Origin of the sequence: Reinekea sp. G2M2-21, from assembly GCF_015687175.1 — a bacterium.
Classification (GTDB): domain Bacteria; phylum Pseudomonadota; class Gammaproteobacteria; order Pseudomonadales; family Natronospirillaceae; genus Reinekea.
The window spans coordinates 198,022-218,289 of sequence record NZ_JADPQG010000004.1; the positions used below are offsets into that span (position 1 = coordinate 198,022).

Genomic DNA, 20,268 nt, shown 5'->3' on the forward strand with positions numbered 1-20,268 from the left:
GTGGGTCTGGTGCTGCTATTATCGATTTCGTCTAAAACGAGTTGCAACCAACAGTAAGCCAATCAGCAGAGGTACGCCCGCGCCTCCGCGACGCTTCTGATGATTATCGTCCTCATCTTCGTCATTCTCGTTTTCGTCTTGATCGTCTTCATCGTTTACCTGACACAGAGCGTCTGACGCCAAACCAAAGTCACTGTACTCATCCAGATATGCCGCTACCCAAGCGAAAGGCGAGTTCCAGTTAATGGTGATTTCGTTGGTGGACCAAGAACCAATATTGTCGACATAGCAGGTTTCGGCTGGGCAGTCCGCGGCAATACGTGCAATGGACACCGGATCACCCGTGGTGGCGTGCGAACTGTTTGGACCACCTGATAAGACGCCGGGTGGTGGTGTCGGGTAGTCTGCATTTTCTGCGTTTGCCCAGAACCGATGATGCGGCTGTTCTAATGGATTTTCACCGTATCCGGTCACATAGGATTTACCGAGAGGATTATTACCCAACAAGTAAGCAAAGCCGTTTGCCATGGCATCGACATACCGGGTGTCCTGAGCGCAAGTAATGTCGTTGGCAACGCCAAGTACCATCATGTTGTTTACTACACCGGAGTTTGAACCCCAATCCAGTTCGGTGGAATCCATCGGCATGTTGTACCCAGGCTGGTTTGCATAGTCGACAAAATTGTCAGCCATGGTGAGTACCAAACTTTTTGCCGACGCCACCAGATCATCATCCAGCTCAGTGTCTCTTGAACGGGTCAGAATACTCATCAAGCCCAAACCGTTGGTATTACCCCAGTGATAGAGCGACGTAGGCAAGGTCTCAACCGGAGTCGGGTCGTCTGGTGCATAGCGATTGTACAGCGCTGAGTTTTTCAGCGCCTGCAGATACGTTTGTTTGCCCGTTGTAATATACAACTCTGACAAAGCCCAGAAAAACTCGTCACGAACTTCATCATCGCCATACATACCGCCACCATCGCCATTGGTCATGGTGTATCGTTCTGGGTTTGGATCGCCCTCTTCAGGAACACCGGCGTACATTTCAGGGTGATCGAGTGCAGCCTGGTAAGCGGTTTCAGCGGCTGATAAACAGCGGTTAGCGAGATCTGCATCGAAGGTTTCATAGACGCGTGCGCATTGAGCGGCGACGGCAGCCAGGTTGAGCGTTGCTGCGGTAGTCGGTGCTTGGATGTAGCGTGTTTTTGTGTCTTCATGAGGAGCTAAACCAAGTCCAGTCCAGCCGTCGTCGTGCATTTTGTGATACGCCATGCCTGCTAACGTTTCTCCTGCTGGAATTTGCATCTTCAGCAACCACTCAACTTGCCAACGCGCCTCGTCCAGCAGGTCTGGCATAGTGTTCCCGGTCTCGGAATCTGGCAAGGCCATGCTGCCCTGAGCAAAGTCACTGGCATTGCGACCCAACGACGTGCTGCGCTCATATTGATTCAGAAGCGTCCAAGCACTGATGCCACCATTCACCACGTATTTGCCGTGGTCACCGGCGTCGTACCATCCGCCACTGACATCCGCTGTGCGGCAGGTATCCGCCGTTGGATCCTCTTTGCAGATAAAGGTCTCTACCACGTTATCGTCCAGATGACCCGCAGGGCGCGCCCATTTTTCATCGCCCACGACAGATGCGAGAATCTCAATACCACTTCGATTGTGATAGAAGTAGCTCAGTGCTTCGTATTTCAGAAGTTCGTACAGATCGGCACGAATGTCAAATGGGTGACTGACCACCGGGTCGCTGCCTTCAATGACGCGCAGGGTATAGTCAGTGCCCGGTGTTGTGACCGATGAAAAATCGATTTGATGAATAACGTCGCCCGAGTTGGCGTCTTCACCAATGACGGTCGTTTGGCCACTGGCGATAACCACATTTTCGGAATTCACCAACTGCCAGTCGCGCGCAGTTGTATAGTCCTCTGCGATTACTTTATAGGTGGCAACCTTGGCAAGGTTGGGCAGGTAACCATGCTGGTTAAGGTGGACGGCGGCAACCTCGGGTTCTTCTGGTTGAATCACTGAATTGCCTTCTGGGTCGAGCAGTTTAACGTTGTCGACGCAAATCGTTTCGCCTTCGGGTACCAGACCACCACCAAACATAAACCGGAAGTTGGCTTCGTTCGAATTTTGCTGAACTTCATGCTCAACAGTGAAGTGAACTGGCGCTTCGTCCAGACGAGCAGTCACATTCACATCTTTATTTTCGAGCAGGATCTGATAACCCGCCGGTTCGTCAATGACGTCATAAACAACGATCATGTCCGCACTTGACCAAGCATCAAAGTCGACCGTATAGGTGCGCCCAGCAACGAGTTTTTTGCCAACTTGACGCAACTGCGCACCCCAGTCATTGGTACCAGCCGTAGTTACGGTTGTACACATGCGTCCGTCATCATCGACGGCCGATGTGCCGGCGCCACCAGCCCACCAACCCGGAACTTCCCAACCAGCACCGTCGTCATTGAATTCACTGTTGTTGAGAATATTTTTTGCGGGTGGTTCAACGACGATATCATCTAGACAGAGAGTTTCATTGAGCGGGATGATTCCTGCGCCCATCATGAAACGGAATCGCGCTTTTTCGGTATCGGCGGCAGCGACAAAATCATACGAAATGAGCTGGCCTTCTGCGGCATCCAGCCCAGTTGTTATCAACTGGTTCGGTTCACTGGTGCTGTCGAAAATGACCACCGGGGTGGCCAAAGTCTCATCGATGGCACCAACGACGACTGAGGTTTGTGCGCTGCTCCAGGCTCGAAAACGAACCTTGTAGGTTGCGCCCTGTTCAAAGCGAATATTGCTTTGTCTTAGCTGAACGCCCCAATCATTTGTTCCCAGTGCGGTCACGGAGGTACAGAATCGGCCTTGATCGTCGACGCCGCTCGTCCCAGCGCCTCCGGACCACCATCCAGGCGTTTCCCAAGGAATAGCGCTGTTGTTGTCGAAACTACCGTTCTCAACCAGCGTAGCCTGCGCAAACGAAAGCGTTGACCCGAGCGTACAGGCAGCAGTGACCAGTGCGGTCATAGTTTTGAAATGTTTCACCATCGTAAGTCCTGTTTTGTTTTTTTTTTATAAAAACGTACAGGTGTCGGGATTTTACTGACCCCATACGCATGAAGCAGCCCGCTGTTACCAGCGGGCTGGAATTGCAAAACACGTTAGGGAAGCGGAACCAATTTGATCCAGTTCAGGTTCCAGCCACCACCGGGTGCGCCGATGCCAAAGTTCTGCGACCCTTGCGACAGCTGCACATCCAGCGACAGGGTTTGCCAGTTTTGCCATCCTCCTGTTGATGGGATGTTGAGCGTACCGAACTGCACAGCCCCCCCTGCCTGTTCAAAGCTCAAGCTTCCTCCGCCGTTCAGGCTCGCAACACGAAACTCAACCCGATAGCGACCGCTGGTGGGCACGGATATGTTGTGGAATGCCATCCAGTCACCCGCATCGACCCAGCCAACATTCTGGCCACCGCCTGTGTCATTGGTTGACTCTGTTTTGATTCCAGACATGTAGGTGTAGTCTTCAGCCTGAATAACAATCGGATCGCCCGCAGGCGGGCAGTTGTTGCCGCAACCGTTGTCATCGACGGGCGTCATGGAGAAATAATTCAGATTAGCGCCGCCAACTTCAAAGTTGATTCCGATTTGTTGAGTACCTGCGTTGGGAAGCGTAACAACATGTTCCACCGTGACCCAGTTTTGCCAGCCACCTGTATTGGGAACATCGACTTTACCGAACGTTGCACCATTCGCTCCTGCCTCTTCAAGTCGTAAGACTGCACCGCCAACATTAGACGCCACGCGATAAACGACTTTGTACTGTCCGGCACGAGGCGCTGTTATTTCGAACGTGGCCCAGTCGTTGTTATCCGCCCAACCAAAGTTTTCACCGCCGCCGGTGTCGCTGGTGGACTCCGTTTGCAAACCAGACATGTGGCAGAAATCACTTTCCTGAATGGTGGCGGGCAGTATTCTTGTGATGCACGGACCGACGTTGACATCGCCATTGCCGTTATCATCGCCGCCAGCCAAGATGTCTTTCAGTATTTGGCCGGAGGGGGTCAGACTCCCGTCGCCATAAAAGAAAGACGCGCCTTCATTCTTATCATGCCAGGCCCAGCCCGCATGACTGATTTTGTTGGCGCGGAAAAAATCGATCCATGCCCAGGTCTCCGTGCTATTGACTGCTCCGTCACCATTCGCATTGACCGATCCCCATTCTGTTGCAAATAAGGCGATGCCATTATTCAGCGCTTCCTGTGCTTTATCGCGCAGACCTTGGCCATGAGAACCTGCGTAAAAGTGGATGGTGTAGGCGATATTGGGTCGATTGATCGGGTTGTAGGACGCAAAGTTGACATCCTGTGACCAGTTTGGCGTACCCATGATGATCAGGTTGTCGGGGTCAATCGCTCGGATATTATCGATTAGGTGTTCAGCGTAAGGCTTAAGGTTGGTGTCCCACGATACGTTCAAGGGTTCGTTAAACAGCTCATAAATGACGTTGTCGTAGTTGCCCCATTTTGCGGCGACTTCTTTAAAAAAGGCGGTTGCCATTGCCCAGTCTTCACTCGCGTGGTGACTGTGGTAGTCGACGATGACATACATGTTGTTATCAATGGCTGCCTGCACAACGGTATCCAGGCGCTGCATGTTGCCCGCCCAGTCGTCCTGAATACCACCGCCAGCGCCGTGACCAATGGCAGCCCTGACGAGGTCTGCACCAAATTCATTTTTCATTCGCGCCACATTGGTGGCCGTATACCATTTTTCTGCACCCCATCCAGTGTTGCTCCAGAACAGCGAAACGCCATCTAGGCTTTGCGGCGTTCCGCCGACCAGGACCTGATTGCCCTGAACACTGAGCGGGGCGATTGCGGCGGCTTGGGCTGCTAAGCCAATGGCCGCGCTGAGTAATGACCACTGCGTTGCCTTGCGCAACACGGCTAATTGATTTGCGTGGAAAGTCATACTGTGTCTTGCCTCTTGTTTTTATTTGAATAATTAAGAGCTGAATACTTCGATATAGACTGCCTTTTCGCTTTTAGTATTCTATGTTGGAATATGTAAGCGGTTACATAATATAAGAAAAGAATCCCTGTGCCGCAAGCCCTGAACACCTGAATTAGTGGGATGGAGATCATAAAAATGAGCGTGAAAACGGTGCAAAATGATCGGCTTTCTGAAGTGGAAAAGTCTTATTTTTTAGTAAGTGATTGTTTTAAATAGCAAAAAGACCGATGCGACGTTTCTTGCACTTCACCGATGTTCACTAGTCCGTCCGTTACTTTTTCAAGGTTAATGTGCATTGGTGAGTGGCAATTGGTTGTGAAGGACGGGTGTTTATGTGGCAAAGTACCCAACTAAAATCGTGGAACCCGGTAGGGTACTTCGTCGATCTGCTTCATGTGAGAACGTGATTAAATTTCCAGTTGAGCAGGGCGAGACCTAAAAGTGAAATTGTTTAAATTACGCTGGGCACGCAAAAACGCGCGGGTGTACGACCAAATACTCACCTGGTTGTGGGCAGACTCGCGACGCGGTATAAAAACAATACGCCTTACGAGCAACGGTTGCAGGTAAATAAGGATTTCAAGTGGACTATATTCAATTTATACGCTCTCGGGTGGGTAATGAAAAAATATTTCTGAATTTCGCGGGACTCTGGATTGAAAATGAAAACGGGGTTTTGTTAGAACGCAGAAAAGATAATGATGCTTGGGGTCTTATCGGTGGTGCGATGGAGCTGGGGGAAACAGCTGCCGTGGCGGCAAAAAGAGAATGCTACGAGGAGACTGGTCTTGTTGTAGACGTTGGTGACCTCATTGGCGTATACACCGGTTATGAACGAACCCTCCAAAACGGTGACTCGTTTCAAGCGATTGCTTTTTGTTTCTACGGAGCCGTCGATCCGCGAGCAATACCGAAAATCTCTGCCGAGAGCTTTGAAATTGCCTATTTCCCCCATAGTGATTTACCTGTCCTCGGAATAGAGCAGCATCGCGATATAGCGAAAGATGCTTTGGTTGGGAGGGTGGGTGTGGCCCGATGACTTACGAGAAATTGAATTGGTCGTATTGTTAATAGAGATTTTTCAAACCGTACTTTGGCTGACGATCATTTATTGACTCGGTGATTGTGCCGCGATCTCAACCGCGACACGTAAAAACATCTCGTCAACGTTATTCTTTGGTATCGGGAACATAGCCCTCAGCTTGTTCAAAGTCTTCTCCGGCGAGAAATTTGTCCATCTGTTCCATCAAAAACTTGCGAGCTGCGGGGTCGGTCATCACCAATTGTTTTTCATTGATTAATCGTGTTTGGTGCTCTTGCCATTCGTGCCAGGCTTTAGCAGATACCTGATCAAAAATTTTCTGACCTTTGGGGCCAGGGAAGGGTGGCTTGGTTAATCCTTCCAATTCTTCATTGTATTTCGTGCACAAGACGGTGCGAGACATCAGTGGTCCTCCTGCAAGGTTAAATTCTTCAGCCATAGGCGTTTACGAATGCGCCATTGAAACCAGCCAACTTTACCAGCTTCCTCGAGCATAGTGACCGTCACAACCATCCACAAGGGAAGACCGATGATCAAACCGGCAACGGCAGCCAACGGTACGGTTAAAAACCAGATAGAAACGATTTCGGTACGCATGACAAAATTGTTATCGCCGCCTGCGCGCAGTACCCCTAGTACGGCGATGACATTGTGAATACGTAATGCCAGTGCTAAGGAATAAACCCACCAAGCATAAAGTAAATGGCGTCGCACTTCTTCACTGACGGTGGTGAACATGGGCACAATCAATGGCGCCACGCACGCTAAGACAACACCGACTAAAAAGGCGGCAGCCGGGAACCGAATCAGCATATATTGGCTGAGTGACCAGGCTTCCTCAAACTGACTTCGTCCCAGCCGTTGCCCAACGAGTATGGATGCGGCAATGCCAAAACCAATGAACAGGTCGATCATAATGCTGTCGATGGGCGACAGTAAGCTCATGGCCGCCAACTCGTTTTCGCCCATGTGGGAGTAGATGACGAAAAAGGTAAAGATTCCACTGCTCCACAACGTTTCGTGCGCAACCAATAAACGGCCATGTCGCCATACCCGCCAAAACATGGTGCGTTGCCAGTGAAAAACCGGTTTTAAATGGCGAATCAGGACGAAAGCCAGTAACCCTACTTCGAGCAGCCGTGACAGGTTTGTCGCCATGGCAACCCCCGGCATACCAACATGGAGCGCCTCAAACGGACCGAACAACACCAGATAATTCATCAGGGTGTTGCTGAGCAACGCTGTAATACTGGCGACCATTGGCCAGAAGGCATCGTCAGTCGCTCGTTGCGTGGTGGCCAGCACCATCGAGGTGCCGGTCAGTAAGGCAAAAGGCGCCGTCCACTGCCAATATTGTCCGGTAAGGTTCGTGATGTCGGCATTGGGAGACAACCAGGCCGCTAATACAGGGCTGAATAACAATCCGATTAAAAGCAAGGGGATGGTGATCGCCAGGCTCCAGATCAGGCCGACGGTCAGTAACGCGTTGACATCACGCTTACGTTGCGCGCCCCAATACTGAGCCACGAGCAGTGAAACAGCGCCGGTAAAACCGACCAGCATGAGAATCATGATAAAATAAATTTTGCTGACGAGACCAACAGCGGCAACACTGGCTTCGCCAAGTGAGGCCACCATATAGATATCGACAAAACTCAGACTGGACGTGACCAGTGCCTGCAGACTGACTGGTATCGCGACCCGAAAGATTTCCCGAAGTGACACCTTGGATTGTGCGATGCTCATAAAGACTGCTGCAACTTGGTAAGTAGCGTTTTAATGGGCGCGGGCAGACCCACAGCCTGCTCATTTTCATTCATCAAAACCGGGTTAAACCACAGCGTTTTGTCGTCTTCGATAACGTCAGGAAGGTGATTTAATGTCACCAAAACCGGCGTGATATCGAAATGGTAATGGCTGAAGGTGTGACGGAACTCATTCCAAACGTCAACGCGTTCCACAGGCAGCTGGGTCAGGTGACTGGCCAGTGTATCGTAATCGGTAAATTCCGGAAAACTGTACAGGCCTCCCCAGATACCGCTATCCGGTCTTTGTGATAAAGCCACTCGGCCATCTGGGCATTGCAACATGAGCAGGTGCGCCTGTTTGCTGGGTTTGTCTTTTTTCGGTTTTGGTTTTGGCAGCAAATGTGTTTGGTCCATCGCAACGGCCAGGCATTCATTGCGTAAGGGGCATTGATCGCACTTGGGTTTTGTACGCGTGCAGACCAGTGCGCCGATATCCATCATGACTTGATTGTAATCGGCAACCCGTTTCTCTGGGGTTAAGGCTTCACTCCATTGCCACAGCTGTTGTTGTGCGGTGGTGGTACCCGGCCATTCCTGAAGGGCGAAGAAGCGGCTCAGCACCCGTTTTACATTGCCATCCAAAATCGCCGCGGGCTTGTTGAACACGGAACTGGCAATGGCGGCAGCTGTTGAGCGGCCCACGCCCGGCAGCGTCATTAACTGCTCCAGGTTCTGCGGGAAATCACCCTGAAAATCGGAAACGACTTTTTGGGCCGCCTTATGAAGATTACGTGCTCTAGCGTAATAGCCTAACCCCGTCCACAAATGCAATACATCGTCTGTTGGTGCCGCGGCCAACTCGGCAACGCTCGGGAACCGCTCGATGAAGCGTTCAAAGTACGGTATGACGGTTGCCACTTGCGTCTGCTGCAGCATAATTTCAGATAACCAAACCCGGTATGCTGTTTTTCCCTGCTGCCAGGGCAAATGTTTGCGACCGTGTTGGTCGTACCAGTGCAGAACCTGTTTACGGAACCAGATAGGTGAACAGTGCATTCAAATACTCTACGTCAGGGGCGATGGCATTGAGCGCCGGTTGCAGTTGTTCAGCGACTTGAGGCGCATCGGTGATTTGCAGGGATGGCCATTGACCGGTAATGGCACCGAACCCAAAGTCTCCTGCCGGAATATCTGCGATTACAAGCCGCCAATCACCATCCAACAATTGCCAACTGTCTAGCTCAGTCGAAAGGTTGAGCTCGCGGACTTTAATGTAATGCGTGTGTTGTTGGGTGTCATTGTCAAACATCGACAAGCGAATGTCAGGATCTGCCCATTCGAAAATACTTTTACCAGGCAGCATCGTGCCACTCATGACCAGATTGTAACTTTGCCATTCGCTGTTGAGTGGGAACTCGGTCAACAACGACAAACCGAGTTGGCCGTCCAGGTCGCCGTTTCGCAAGCTAGTCTGGTTCGATTGCAGTGCAAATGTATGTGCCGTTTTGTTGTCGTCTTCGTACGCTATGGCGGTGTCGATCGAGGTGAATTGCCATTCACCTTTGGCGTAATTTGCCTGAGTCAGTCCGCCAGCCCAGTCTAAAGTGTAAGGAATGAAGTCGGCGTTCGAACGCCATCCCGATGACCAGTTAAGGAACTTCACTTCAGTCGAATAGTCTTCGGCAAGCGTCAGGGTTTTGATTTTTCCGGCAATGCGGCCCATCCAATTCTGGAAGGCAACGCTTGCATCAAATTGTGTTTTACCCATGACCAAGAGGTTGTTTCCATCTATGCCGAGTAAGGTTGAATAAGTCAAGTTGACGACCAAGTCATCTGTCGTTAATTCGCCGGTTAACTGTACCGCGTATTCCCCAAACACCCCGTTCTTGGTCATGCTCAAGGTGATGTCGTGAACTTCGTGGTCGCCGGCAACGAGTAGACCGTTGGTAATCGACATTTGCTGATAAGCCGGTTGCATTAGCGTGCGCAGCTGCTGCACTGAGAAGTCCTTTAGTGGGACCTGGAGGTAAGGGGATGCGATACGGACATCTTTGAGATTTGGTTTGCCGATTAATACCGATACCCAGTTGAAGCGGACTTGAACACTCTCCGCCGTGAACGCGTAACCCTGCCATTCAACTGAAGGTTCCTGCCACTCAAGAGCCGTTCCTAAACTTTTTGCGGCTATGGTTCCGCTGGCCTGGTCCAGCCAGCTACCGCCAACTTCACTGCGCAGCCACTGCTCAGGAGAAAATCGCATCAAGTTGATGGTGAGAAACAAACCAACAATGAACAAGATGGCCGCGACGATCAATCCTGTGCGGCGTAGGGTGCTTGGGTTCACTAAAAAATACCTCAGTACATAAAAAAAGCGGAAGGCCGTTGTAATGGGCTTCCGCTTGATTTATTGATAGCTGGCTTAGGGGCTGGTTACTCGTCCAATAATGCGGCGTTGCGTACCGCGCCCTTATCGGCACTGGTGGCCAGCATGGCATAAGCCTTTAGAGCACGGGTCACTTTACGTGGTCTGACTTCTGCCGGCTTCCAAGCATCTGCGCCACGCGCCTCCATTGCCTGACGACGTGTTGCCAGATCCTCATCGCTGACCAGTACGTTGATGGTGCGATTCGGAATATCAATTTCAATTGGGTCGCCTTCAACGACGAGCGCAATGTTACCACCAGAGGCGGCTTCAGGTGAAACGTGACCGATGGAAAGTCCACTGGTTCCGCCGGAAAACCTGCCGTCGGTCAACAGGGCGCAAGCTTTACCGAGCCCTTTCGACTTCAGGTAGCTGGTTGGGTACAGCATTTCCTGCATGCCAGGACCACCTTTGGGGCCTTCGTAACGGATGATGACGACATCGCCTTCAATAACTTCGTCAGCCAGAATGCCGGCTACAGCAGAGTCCTGGCTTTCAAAAATTCGCGCTTTTCCGGTGAACTTCAGAATACTGTCGTCAACCCCTGCGGTTTTAACGACACAGCCGTCTTGTGCGATGTTGCCGTATAACACCGCCAAGCCACCTTCCAAGCTAAAGGCGTTTTCCAGCGAACGGATACAGCCCTGCGCTCGATCACCATCCAAAGATGGCCAACGGGTGCTCTGACTGAACGCGACCTGGGTCGGAATGCCGGCTGGCCCGGCTTTGTAGAACTCTGCAACGTCAGCATCATTGTTACGCATGATGTCCCATTTGTTCAGAGCGTCTGCCAGGGTGGCTGAATGCACGGTAGGCAAGTGGGTATGAAGTTTTCCAGCACGGTCAAGTTCGCCCAAAATACCGTAAATACCCCCGGCACGATGAACGTCTTCAATGTGGTACTTCGGCGTATTGGGCGCCACTTTGCACAGCTGTGGTATCTGTTTAGACAGCCGGTCAATGTCTTTCAAGGTGAAATCGACTTCACCTTCCTGTGCCGCGGCCAGCAGATGCAGAATTGTGTTGGTGGAGCCGCCCATGGCAATGTCCAGACTCATGGCATTTTCAAAGGCTTCAAATGAGGCAATGGCGCGAGGGAGGACTTTGTCATTGTCGTTTTCATAGTAATCGCGGGTGATTTCGACGATCCGGCGACCAGCCTGTTCGAATAATCTCTGACGGTCTGCGTGAGTAGCCAACGTTGTGCCATTGCCCGGTAAGGATAATCCGATGGCTTCGGTCAGGCAGTTCATCGAGTTCGCGGTGAACATACCCGAACAGGAGCCACAGGTCGGGCAGGCGGAGCGTTCAATTTCTGCGACGTGTTCGTCACTGACGCTGTCATCGGCGGCAATGACCATAGCATCAACTAGGTCCAAGCCATGTTCAGAGAGTTTGGTTTTACCGGCTTCCATTGGACCACCGGACACAAAAATAACCGGAATGTTCAGGCGCAGAGAGGCCATTAACATCCCTGGGGTGATTTTGTCGCAATTGGATATACACACCATGGCGTCGGCGCAGTGCGCATTGACCATGTATTCCACAGAATCGGCTATGATTTCGCGGGAAGGCAGGCTGTACAGCATGCCGTCGTGTCCCATGGCAATACCGTCATCGACCGCGATGGTATTGAATTCTTTGGCAACACCACCGGCTTTCTCGATTTCACGGGCAACCAATTGCCCCAGGTCTTTGAGGTGGACATGGCCGGGTACAAACTGAGTGAAACTGTTGACGACGGCGATAATGGGCTTTTGAAAATCGTCATCTTTCATGCCTGTGGCACGCCAGAGTGCCCGGGCACCGGCCATATTGCGACCGTGAGTGGTGGTTTTGGAGCGATACGTTGGCATGGAAAAATTCCTGCTCTTTTAATTGGATATGGACATTTTAACGGAAGTTGACGGTTTGGTTAGTGTGAATTTTGCAAAGTGGTGTTGCTGGCGCAATGCTGATTTTTGCGCGCCTTCATAGTCTTTGCGGACTGAAGGGCGGGCGAGGTAGGCGTTCTGGGAGAAAGCCAGCCCTTTGCAAAACAACAGTCCTTCCTTTTCCTGTTCGGAGAACTTGAACTAAACTGACGGAAATGTTGTAAAGTTTTCGCATGCCGATATTTAACCGCAGTACCTTCGATCAATTACTCAGGCCCAATTCCAAAACCCTGGCGTTTGTCTGGTTAAACAAACCCGGCTGGCCGATTGTAGAATGCTCTACGTCCGCTGCGAATCGGTTAGGGCTTTCTCTCGACGCGTTACAGCAACAAAAAATCCTGTATCAGTCGTTGATTCATCCCGATGATATAGCGCACGTTGAATCTGTCGTGTTCGCCGCATTCAAAGGTCAATTTGAAGAAAACAATGAATCCATGCGTTATCGGGTTAAAGGTCCAGACGACACCTGGATCTGGGTCGAGAGTGATTCCACACAAATGTCCATTCCGGGAGAGGATACTCAGATACTTGGCTTTGTACGCGATATTAGTGAACACTACGAAACTGAAGTCGCTCTGCAGAAGAACCAGGACCGTTTGGAGTTAGTGCTCGATGGGGCTCGAATGGGCATGTGGGACTGGAACCCGCAAACCAATGAAGTGTCTTGCGATGAACGCTGGGCGAATCAAATTGGCTTAACCCTGAAAACGCTGAATTTTCATTTATCGGATTGGAGCTCGCGGGTTCATCCAGACGACCTGGCTCCCTGCCTGACAGCCATTCAGAAACACCTCGATGGGGAAACCGAAACCTATGAAAATGTGCACAGGATGCGCCATTCCAAAGGATATTGGGTCTACATTCTCGACCGAGGCAAGGTGTTTGAACGGGATGAAAAAGGGCGGGCGATTAAGTTTGTCGGAACTCATACTGACATTTCCCACATTAAGGCGACTGAATTAAAGGCCATCGAAGCACTGAATGCCAGAGATCGGTTTTTTTCTTCAATGTCTCATGAATTGCGCACGCCGCTGCACGCTATTCTGGGTACCGCCGAACTTCTAGAGCAGGAACTTACGAATCCGGAAGATCAGCAAAAGATGTCGTTAGTGCGGGAAAACAGCGAGTACTTACTCAACGTACTGAAGGACATACTTGACGTTGCCAAGATGAAAGCCGGTGAGTTGCACTTGGAACTGTCACAGTTTGATGTGCGCGTTGTGATGCTGCAGGTAGAACGCTTATTCAGTGCTCGCGCCCGACAAAAGGGATTAACGATCAGTGTGCATATTGAGAAGGGGTTGGCCACAGAAATAGAATCCGATCGGAATCGTTTGATTCAGATTCTGGTCAATCTATTGTCAAATGCTGTGAGATACACCGCGGAGGGCAGCATTACGCTGACTTTAGACGAAGAAAATGGTGACTTGCGGCTGGGGGTGTTGGATACCGGTCGCGGAATACAGAATACTGCCACGGTTTTTTTACCATTTAAGCAGGAGTCGCAGCGGCAGATTGACGACGTGCACACAACGGGACTGGGGTTAACTATTGTTCAGAGTTTAGTTGATCAACTGGGTATGCGAGTCGAGGTGGAATCAGAAATCAACCGGGGCAGTCAGTTTTATATCTGCATTCCAGCATCCGCAAGGCGGGCTCGTTCTCTGGTGAATCCATCGGCGGTTTCAGGTTTACAGATCGACAAGCTGAGCGAGTCATTGGCGCAGCTGACGATTTTGGTGGTGGATGATAACGACGTTAACCGGGCGCTGGCACGTGCGATGCTCAAGAAAGCCAATGCTACGGTAGTAGAAGCCCGTGATGGCGAAGAGGCGGTTAAACTGGTTAAGCAGCAGACGTTTGATGTGATTTGTCTGGATTTGCATATGCCGAACATGGGAGGGATTAAAGCCACCCGCCGAATCCGACATTTGCTCATTGACCAACAACCCAAAATCATTGGCATGTCTGCAGATGCGTATCCGGAAACCATTGCGCATTGTCTGCGGGCCGGCATGGATGATTACATAACCAAGCCATTTAAACAGCAACAGTTATTGGACGTGTTAGTCAGGGTTATGCAGCAGGGAAGTTAAAAAAAAGAGCCTTTCGGCTCTTTTCATACTGTTTTTTTTGCTGTCAGGTTAATCGGCGTAAAAACACGCGACTTGATGATCATTACCAGCGTCTTCCAGCATCGGCTTCAACTCTGCACATTTCGCTTGAGCTTTCGGGCAGCGGGTACGGAAAACACAGCCGGAAGGCGGGTTCATCGGTGACGGTAAATCACCTTCCAACAGAATGACTTCTTTGCTCTTTTCGTAATCCGGATCTGGAATCGGAACAGCAGAAATCAAAGCCTGGGTGTAGGGGTGACGTGGTGTCTTGTACAGCTGTTCGCTGGTGGTAATTTCACAGACATTACCCAAATAAAGCACCATTACGCGCGTGCTGATGTGCTGCACAATGCTGAGGTCGTGTGCGATGAAGATCAGCGACAAGCCCATTTCTTCCTGCAAATCCATCAACAGGTTGATGATCTGTGCCTGAATGGAAACGTCCAGCGCGGATACCGGTTCATCACAGATAATCATTTTCGGCTTCAGAATCAACGCCCGTGCAATACCGATACGCTGACATTGACCGCCGGAAAACTCGTGCGGGTAGCGGTTGATCTGGTTAGGCAGCAGGCCGACCTTTGCCATCATTTCTTTCACTTTCGCTTTGCGTTCCGTGACACCCATTTCCGGGTGATGCGTCTTCAAAGGTTCAGCAATGATGTCACCGATGGTCATCCGAGGGTTTAGCGATGCCAAGGGATCCTGGAAGATCATCTGTAAATCGGCGCGAGCTTTTTGCATGGCCCGTTTGTTGGCTGTCAGCAAGTCAGTACCCAGCCACATGACTTTTCCCGCTTCGGCAGGCACCATTTTGATCACGGCGCGTGCCAGAGTGCTCTTACCGCAACCAGATTCGCCTACTATACCCAGTGTTTCACCGGCGTACAGATCAAAACTGACGCCATCGACCGCCTTAAGCTTTTGAGGCTTGGTCCAGGGTAACGAGTTGGGTGGGTAAATATCGAAGTAAACCTTTAAGTTATCCACCGACAACAATTTTTCTTTTTGTACGGTCATACCAGTTCCTCCACAGGCACGTGACAAGCGCGTTGTCGGGTACCTTCAAACACTTTCAATTCTGGCAAATTCTTATGACAGAAATCCTTGGCGTTTACGCAGCGTTCTGAAAACGGACAGCCTATGGGTTTATTCAGCATGTTTGGTGGATTACCAGGGATCGTATTCAACCGTTTTCCTGCGTGATCTAAGCGTGGGATAGCTTGTAATAGACCACGAGTATAAGGATGAGACGGGTTCTTGAATATTTCGGTGGTTTTGGCGTATTCCATGACCTGACCGCCGTACATAACCAACGTATCTTCACAGGAACCTGCAACAACACCCAGGTCATGCGTGATCAAAACAATGGCCGTGCCAAAGTCACGCTGTAATTCAGACAGCAATTCCATAATCTGCGCCTGAACCGTTACGTCCAGAGCCGTCGTTGGTTCGTCGGCGATCAACAGCTTTGGCCGACAAAGCAGAGCCATCGCAATCATGACTCGTTGACGCATGCCACCGGAAAATTCGTGTGGATACAGATGCACGCGTGATCGTGCTTCTGGAATTTTCACCGCGTCGAGCATTTTAATTGACTCTTCCAGTGCTTCTTGGCGACTCATACTCTTGTGGAGCATTAACACTTCCATCAGCTGTTCGCTGACTTTCATGTAAGGATTTAGAGAGGTCATAGGGTCCTGAAAGATCATCGCAATTTTTTCTGCGCGGATTTTGTTCAGACCCTGTTCGGGCAGGTTCAGAATTTCCAGTCCGTCAAACTTAACGCTACCGGTTGCCCAACCATTTTGTGCCAGTAGCCCCATGATAGAGAAAACCGTTTGACTTTTACCTGAGCCGGATTCACCAACGATAGCCAGGGTTTTTCCCTGTTCCAGCGTAAAATTCACTTCGTTTACTGCGCTCACCACACCGTCACCGGTCTGGAACTGAACGCCGAGGTCTTTAACTTCTAATAAACTCATTATTCGCTCCTGATTACCGGTCTTTAGGGTCTAGCGCGTCGCGCAAACCATCACCAATGAAAAACATGCTGAACAGCGTAATGGTGAAGAAGAATAGCGGGAAGCCGATCTGCCATAACGTGCCGTATTGCATGGTCCTAGCGCCTTCACTGATCAGAGCACCCCAGGACGTATTCGGTTCCTGAACGCCCAGACCCAAGAACGAAATAAAGGATTCGGCCAGAATGAAACCCGGAACCAGCAGCGAGGCATAGACAATCACAATACCAACGAGGTTGGGCACAATGTGGCGCATGATAATCGTAAAGTTGGAGACACCAGCGGCGACTGCAGCTTCGATGAATTCCTTGTTCTTAATACTCAGTGTTTGACCACGCACAATCCGTGACATATCAAACCAGGAGATCAAACCGATACCGATGAACAGCATGTTCAGCGATCGACCAAAGATAACCAAGAGTAAGATCAGTACGAACATGTACGGAATCGACATAAAAATGTCGACCAATCGCATCATGAAGTTATCGACCCGACCCCCTACATAGCCCGCAATCGCACCATAGAGAGTGCCGACCACAACGGCAACAAATGAACCAATGACACCAACCATCAATGAGATGCTGGTGCCCTGGATAACTCGCGAATACAGGTCGCGGCCCAGTTCATCGGTGCCAAAGTAGTGTCCAGATTCAATCGATGGCGCACCCATGGTTTTCACCTGGCCCAATACGGCCCAGTCAATTTCTTCATTGCTCCACTGAGCAAATGATGGGCCGATCAAGGTGAACAGAACCACCAAAGTCAGCGTAACGAGCCCGCCAATAGCGGCCTTGTTGTGTGAAAAACGCCGAGCTGCGTCTGCCCAAAGAGATCTACCCTGTACTTCCTCCGCTGCCATCAGGTTATCAGCGAGGTTTTCCATTTTTTTCTGATCAACAATCATTTTCTTTTTACCTCACTGTTTTAATAACGAATTTTGGGATCGATCCACGCGTAAAGGACGTCCACAACCAGGTTTAATAAAACAGTCAGTGTGCCGACCAGAATGGTTATGCCCATAATGGTTGAATAGTCACGGTTTAAAGCACCGTTAACAAAGAGAACACCGATACCACCTGTACTGAAGTACATGTCGATAATCACCGAGCCCGTAATCAAGCCCACCATCGCTGGTCCCATGTAAGACAATACCGGTAAGAGCGCGGGCTTCAGTGCATGCTTAAATACGATGCGCTGATATGGCAAGCCTTTCGCCTTTGCGGTACGGATGAAGTTGGAATTGAGAACTTCCAGCATGGAAGAGCGGGTAATACGGGCGATTGTCGCCATATAACTGGTGGACAAGGCAATAACCGGCATAATGATGTATTGTGCCTTACCACCTTCCCAGCCGCCTCCCGGCAGCCAACCCAGTTGCAGGGTAAACAACAGAACCAATAGCGGTGCCATCACGAAGTTCGGCAATACCTGCGCAGTAAAAGTGAATCCGAGCGCAGTATAGTCTTTCCAGGTGTTGTGGTTAAGCGCGGCTATAACCCCCATGGTCACACCGAAGAGTACGGCGACCAAGGCTGAAATACTGCCGTAGGTCAGCGTTACCGGAAAACCATCGGAGATCAGATCGTTTACGGAACGGTCTTTGTATCGGAACGATGGGCCGAAATCAAAATGAAGCACAATACTTTTAACGTAGACAAATATTTGCTCGTGCAAAGGTTTGTCCAGTCCGTATTTGGCATTGATGTTGGCTTCTACCTGAGGCGGCAGTGCACGTTCGGAGGTGAATGGCCCACCCGGTGCGCTGTGCATCAGAATGAATGACACAATGATGAGAATGAGCAGCGTTGGAATTGCAGTTAACAAACGCTTGAGTATAAAGCTGAACATGTCGTTGTCCTGTTCTACCCGCGAGAAAAGGCGGCGATTTTATCGCGATAAGCATCCATCTGCGACCATTTGGTTGCAATCAGAAACTCATCTAAATCAATAACTTAAGTCACAATGTAAACAATAGCGTACAAAACAATAGTCGAGGTTATTTTTTTGTTTTCACGACCTCAGTGAGATCTGGGTTTTACGCGCTTAACGGAAAACACCGCCAATATTGGCGGTGTTTAAGTTTACATCACATTATGGAACGATTATTTCGCTACCTTATACAGGTCGCGAGCGTACCAGTTCTGTTCGATGTTGTTATAAGGCCAGCCTTTAACGTCATCGTGCAGCATGAAGTTAGTCGTGTAGAAATACACAGGAATAACCGGCATTTCATCAGCAAGGATCTGTTCAATAGCTGTGTACTGAACGTTTGGATCTGCACTGGTTTTCGCTTCATCCATCAGACGGTCAACTTCGGTATTTACGTACTTACCATCGTTGTAACCAGACTGTGAACGCAACAGATCCAGGAAGGTGGAGGCTTCGTTGTAGTCACCACACCAGGCGCCACGTGCCAACTCAAAGTTCTGCTCGCCACGTTCGGTCAGGAAGGTTTTCCATTCCATGTTGTTCAGAGTCGCTTCAACACCCAATGAGGACTTCCACATTTGAGACATGGCCGTTGCGATTTGCTTGTGACCTTCAGATGTGTTGTACAGGATGCTGAATTTCAGAGGGTTGCCTTCGCCGTAACCTGCTTCAGCCAACAGTTTCTTCGCTTCGGCAACACGTTCTTCTTGCGTCATGTTTGCATAGGCAACGTTTGGCATGGTGAAGCCAGCTGTTTTGCTTGGAGTGAAAGTGTACGCGTTTTCCTGGCCTGCTTGCAGGATATTTTCAGTGATAACCGAACGGTCCAGAGCGTAAGACAATGCTTTACGAACTCGCACGTCTTTGAACGCTTCTGGGCCAGAATCACTGACGTTGAATGTGTAGTAGTAGTTACACAGACGCGGTGCAGAAACAGCTTGTTCGCCGAATTCTTCTTTCAGGGATTTGAACTGACCTGAAGGAACTGGACCACGGTCGAATTCGCCTGCTTTCCAGCGGATCAAACCTTGGTTTTCGTCTGGTACGACAATGGTGACGATTTTTTCAATGATCGTCGCGTCATTGTTCCAGTATTGGTCGTTACGAACCATTTCAACACGCTCGTTAACAACGTGCTGAGTCAGCTTGTACGCACCGTTAGATACCATGTTCTCAGGCTTGGTCCATTCTGCGCCGAATTTTTCAACAGTCGCAGGGTGAACTGGGAATACAGTAGAGTGGTTCACCATCATTGGGAAGTAAGGCAGAGATTCTGTCAGAGTCACTTCCAGCGTGTAATCGTCCACCGCCTTAACGCCCAGAGAATCAACCTCGGCTTCGCCAGCGATGATTTCCGCACCGTTAACGATGTTCATGATTTCCATGTACCAGGAGTAAGGAGAAGCGGTTTCAGGGTTAACCGCGCGCTTCCAAGCGTAAACGAAGTCATTGGCGGTTACAGGATCGCCGTTGCTCCACTTTGCGTCTTTACGCAGGTTGAAGGTATATACCGTTTTGTCAGCGTTGGCGGTGAATGTCTCAGCGACGCCAGGAACCAGGTTGCCGTCCGCATCCTGGCTTAACAAACCTTCAAACAGCTGGCGAGCGTGGTCTGAGCCAGCAGTGTCTTCCATGATTTGAGGGTCAAGTGAGCTGTGTTCGTCCAGTGCCCAATAGGTAAAAGTTTGATCAGCGGCCAGTGTTTCACCAGTAACCGGGTGAGTTGGGCCTGATTTTGTTTCTGGTGCAGCAGCAGAAGTTGCAGCGGCGTCGTCGTCAGATGAACAGCCCACCATAAAAATGGCAGAACTTACCAACGCAGCAGCTAGCGTTTTTTGAAATGGTTTCATGAGTGATCCTCTTATTATCATTGTTGGCCTCTTGTGGAAGCCATCTTGCATTATTATTCGTACCCGAAAGTACGTTTATAAAAGTTATTCTGAGCGGGCTGGATTATCATCCCGATTCTCATTCATAGAAAGGTCGCATTCCATAAACAAGAAGCGAGCCAATACTACGAATGGA

14 protein-coding genes are annotated in these 20,268 nt (G+C 50.2%); 2 read left to right on the forward strand and 12 right to left on the reverse strand.

The window, feature by feature from the left end; genetic code table 11:
- Positions 1-18 precede the first annotated feature (18 nt).
- Entirely contained in the window at positions 19-3,060 is a 3,042-nt protein-coding gene (locus IYN85_RS16105) for a glycoside hydrolase family 9 protein (RefSeq protein ID WP_196159944.1), read from the reverse strand.
- 113 nt (positions 3,061-3,173) lie between these two features.
- Positions 3,174-4,985 (reverse strand): cellulase family glycosylhydrolase, encoded by a 1,812-nt coding sequence (locus tag IYN85_RS16110; protein WP_196159945.1) that lies wholly within the window; start codon positions 4,983-4,985, stop codon positions 3,174-3,176.
- Positions 4,986-5,610: 625 nt separating this feature from the next.
- Here IYN85_RS16110 and IYN85_RS16115 point away from each other — a divergent pair.
- Positions 5,611-6,066 carry an NUDIX domain-containing protein gene (locus IYN85_RS16115; protein WP_196159946.1) on the forward strand — a complete coding sequence of 152 codons (456 nt, stop codon included), beginning with the start codon at positions 5,611-5,613 and terminating at the stop codon, positions 6,064-6,066.
- 130 nt (positions 6,067-6,196) lie between these two features.
- Here the strand turns inward: IYN85_RS16115 and IYN85_RS16120 are convergent, their stop codons facing one another.
- The 5 genes from IYN85_RS16120 to ilvD form a co-directional block, all read right to left on the reverse strand.
- A complete protein-coding gene (locus tag IYN85_RS16120) occupies positions 6,197-6,472 on the reverse strand; it encodes an oxidative damage protection protein (RefSeq protein WP_196159947.1) in 276 nt (91 codons plus the stop codon).
- The gene (locus IYN85_RS16125; RefSeq protein WP_196159948.1) at positions 6,472-7,815 is read right to left on the reverse strand and encodes an MATE family efflux transporter; all 1,344 of its coding nucleotides are present in this window, start codon (positions 7,813-7,815) and stop codon (positions 6,472-6,474) included. Before IYN85_RS16125 ends, IYN85_RS16120 begins: the two co-directional genes overlap by 1 nt.
- Positions 7,812-8,873, reverse strand: coding sequence for an A/G-specific adenine glycosylase (gene mutY, locus IYN85_RS16130; RefSeq protein WP_196159949.1), 1,062 nt, complete (start codon positions 8,871-8,873; stop codon positions 7,812-7,814). Before mutY ends, IYN85_RS16125 begins: the two co-directional genes overlap by 4 nt.
- Positions 8,845-10,161 (reverse strand): hypothetical protein, encoded by a 1,317-nt coding sequence (locus IYN85_RS16135; RefSeq protein ID WP_196159950.1) that lies wholly within the window; start codon positions 10,159-10,161, stop codon positions 8,845-8,847. Before IYN85_RS16135 ends, mutY begins: the two co-directional genes overlap by 29 nt.
- An 86-nt stretch (positions 10,162-10,247) precedes the next feature.
- On the reverse strand, positions 10,248-12,095 hold the full coding sequence (gene ilvD / locus IYN85_RS16140; RefSeq protein ID WP_196159951.1) for a dihydroxy-acid dehydratase: 1,848 nt from the start codon (positions 12,093-12,095) through the stop codon (positions 10,248-10,250).
- Positions 12,096-12,346: 251 nt separating this feature from the next.
- On the opposite strand from ilvD, the gene IYN85_RS16145 reads away from it, so the two are divergent.
- Complete coding sequence (locus IYN85_RS16145; RefSeq protein ID WP_196159952.1) at positions 12,347-14,269, forward strand: hybrid sensor histidine kinase/response regulator; 1,923 nt, start codon at positions 12,347-12,349, stop codon at positions 14,267-14,269.
- A 48-nt stretch (positions 14,270-14,317) separates the two neighbouring features.
- Here IYN85_RS16145 and oppF read toward each other — a convergent pair whose 3' ends face one another.
- The 5 genes from oppF to IYN85_RS16170 form a co-directional block, all read right to left on the reverse strand.
- Positions 14,318-15,310, reverse strand: a complete 993-nt coding sequence (gene oppF, locus IYN85_RS16150; protein ID WP_196159953.1) for a murein tripeptide/oligopeptide ABC transporter ATP binding protein OppF — start codon at positions 15,308-15,310, stop codon at positions 14,318-14,320.
- Positions 15,307-16,275: an oligopeptide/dipeptide ABC transporter ATP-binding protein gene (locus IYN85_RS16155; RefSeq protein ID WP_196159954.1), complete on the reverse strand. Its 969-nt coding sequence runs from the start codon at positions 16,273-16,275 to the stop codon at positions 15,307-15,309. The genes oppF and IYN85_RS16155 overlap by 4 nt, the downstream gene beginning before the upstream one ends.
- Before the next feature lie 13 nt (positions 16,276-16,288).
- The gene (locus tag IYN85_RS16160; protein ID WP_196159955.1) at positions 16,289-17,218 is read right to left on the reverse strand and encodes an ABC transporter permease subunit; all 930 of its coding nucleotides are present in this window, start codon (positions 17,216-17,218) and stop codon (positions 16,289-16,291) included.
- A gap of 20 nt (positions 17,219-17,238) precedes the next feature.
- Positions 17,239-18,162 (reverse strand): oligopeptide ABC transporter permease OppB, encoded by a 924-nt coding sequence (gene oppB / locus IYN85_RS16165; protein ID WP_196159956.1) that lies wholly within the window; start codon positions 18,160-18,162, stop codon positions 17,239-17,241.
- 254 nt (positions 18,163-18,416) lie between these two features.
- Positions 18,417-20,093, reverse strand: coding sequence for a peptide ABC transporter substrate-binding protein (locus IYN85_RS16170; protein ID WP_196159957.1), 1,677 nt, complete (start codon positions 20,091-20,093; stop codon positions 18,417-18,419).
- Positions 20,094-20,268: the final 175 nt, after the last annotated feature.

Excerpts from the sequence above, each read along its gene's own strand:
- ilvD (WP_196159951.1), bottom strand. The coding sequence starts at position 12,095 with ATGCCAACGTATCGCTCCAAAACCACCACTCACGGTCGCAATATGGCC.
- IYN85_RS16155 (WP_196159954.1), bottom strand. The coding sequence starts at position 16,275 with ATGAGTTTATTAGAAGTTAAAGACCTCGGCGTTCAGTTCCAGACCGGT.
- IYN85_RS16145 (WP_196159952.1), top strand. The coding sequence starts at position 12,347 with ATGCCGATATTTAACCGCAGTACCTTCGATCAATTACTCAGGCCCAAT.
- IYN85_RS16170 (WP_196159957.1), bottom strand. The coding sequence starts at position 20,093 with ATGAAACCATTTCAAAAAACGCTAGCTGCTGCGTTGGTAAGTTCTGCC.
- IYN85_RS16110 (WP_196159945.1), bottom strand. The coding sequence starts at position 4,985 with ATGACTTTCCACGCAAATCAATTAGCCGTGTTGCGCAAGGCAACGCAG.
- IYN85_RS16160 (WP_196159955.1), bottom strand. The coding sequence starts at position 17,218 with ATGATTGTTGATCAGAAAAAAATGGAAAACCTCGCTGATAACCTGATG.
- IYN85_RS16125 (WP_196159948.1), bottom strand. The coding sequence starts at position 7,815 with ATGAGCATCGCACAATCCAAGGTGTCACTTCGGGAAATCTTTCGGGTC.
- IYN85_RS16105 (WP_196159944.1), bottom strand. The coding sequence starts at position 3,060 with ATGGTGAAACATTTCAAAACTATGACCGCACTGGTCACTGCTGCCTGT.
- mutY (WP_196159949.1), bottom strand. The coding sequence starts at position 8,873 with ATGCACTGTTCACCTATCTGGTTCCGTAAACAGGTTCTGCACTGGTAC.
- IYN85_RS16120 (WP_196159947.1), bottom strand. The coding sequence starts at position 6,472 with ATGTCTCGCACCGTCTTGTGCACGAAATACAATGAAGAATTGGAAGGA.
- oppB (WP_196159956.1), bottom strand. The coding sequence starts at position 18,162 with ATGTTCAGCTTTATACTCAAGCGTTTGTTAACTGCAATTCCAACGCTG.
- oppF (WP_196159953.1), bottom strand. The coding sequence starts at position 15,310 with ATGACCGTACAAAAAGAAAAATTGTTGTCGGTGGATAACTTAAAGGTT.